At 70.1% G+C, this 1028-nt stretch carries 1 protein-coding gene and 1 pseudogene; one reads left to right on the plus strand and one right to left on the minus strand.

Annotation, left to right across the window (positions count from 1 at the left end; translation table 11 throughout):
- A partial coding sequence (locus AB0E98_RS33970; RefSeq protein ID WP_361710375.1) for a Gfo/Idh/MocA family oxidoreductase occupies nucleotides 1-553 on the minus strand: 553 nt, incomplete at its 3' end.
- A 227-nt stretch (nucleotides 554-780) separates the two neighbouring features.
- On the opposite strand from AB0E98_RS33970, the pseudogene AB0E98_RS33975 reads away from it, so the two are divergent.
- Nucleotides 781-1028, plus strand: a pseudogene (locus tag AB0E98_RS33975) (Bcr/CflA family drug resistance efflux transporter); the annotation flags it as partial.

Below are 1028 nucleotides of genomic sequence, written 5' to 3' on the forward strand. Positions count from 1 at the left end.
CCGGGTACACGCCCAGGTCGAGCAGCGCGCCGCCGCCCTGTGCGGGGTCCCGCAGCCGGTGCGCGGGCGGGAAGGGGCCCGCGAGGCCGAAGTCCGCCTGGAGACTGCGGACCTCGCCGATCGCGCCGTCCTCCACCAGCTTCTTCAGGCGCCGCACCAGTGGGTTGCAGTACATCCACATCGCTTCCATGAGGAAGACGTCCTTCTCGCGGGCCAGCGCGACCAGTTCGGCCGCCTCGCGCGCGTTCAGCGTGAACGGCTTCTCGCACAGCACGTTCCGGCCCGCCTCCAGGCACAGGCCGGCCGCCGTGCGGTGCGCCGAGTGCGGGGTCGCGACGTACACCACGTCGACGTCCTCGTCCCGCGCCAGCGTCTCCCAGCCGCCGTACGCCCGCGGTATCCCGAACCGCTCGGCGAACGCCTTCGCCGACGCCTCGGTCCGCGAGGCCACCGCCACGACCTCCGCGTCCGGCAGATCGACCAGATCCGCCGTGAACCGCGCCGCCATCCCGCCGGTCGCGAGAATTCCCCAGCGCACCTTCTGCCCGGTCACCGCTGACACCCTGCCCCACCCTCGCTCAGGTTCGTTCGTTGTTCGTCGTGTGATTGTTGTTCGTCGTGCGTCGTGCGTCGTGCGTCGTGCGTCGTTCGCCGTGCGTCGTGTGTTGTTCGTCGTGTGGCGTGTGTTGTTCGTCGTGTGGCGTTCGAGTCTGTTCGTTCAAGTGCGTACGAGCTGAGAGCATAGGTGGCGGATCTGTAGAAGAGGGAGGGGCACATCACATGCCCGAGCGCGGGCCGTCCATACCGCACCAGTCGCCGGACACGACCACCACACCCGCGGTGCCCGAGCCGCGAACGTCTTCTTCCGCGCGGACAGCACCCACACTGCCCGCCGCCCGACGGATCAGTCTGCTCGTCACGCTCATCCTCGGCAGCCTCACCGCCACGCCGCCGCTGGCGATGGACATGTACCTCCCCGCGCTCCCGGAGGTCACCCGGTCCCTGAGCGCGCCCGCCGCCACCGTCCC

It is taken from the genome of Streptomyces sp. NPDC037389, assembly GCF_040636475.1.
Classification (GTDB): domain Bacteria; phylum Actinomycetota; class Actinomycetes; order Streptomycetales; family Streptomycetaceae; genus Streptomyces; species Streptomyces hesseae.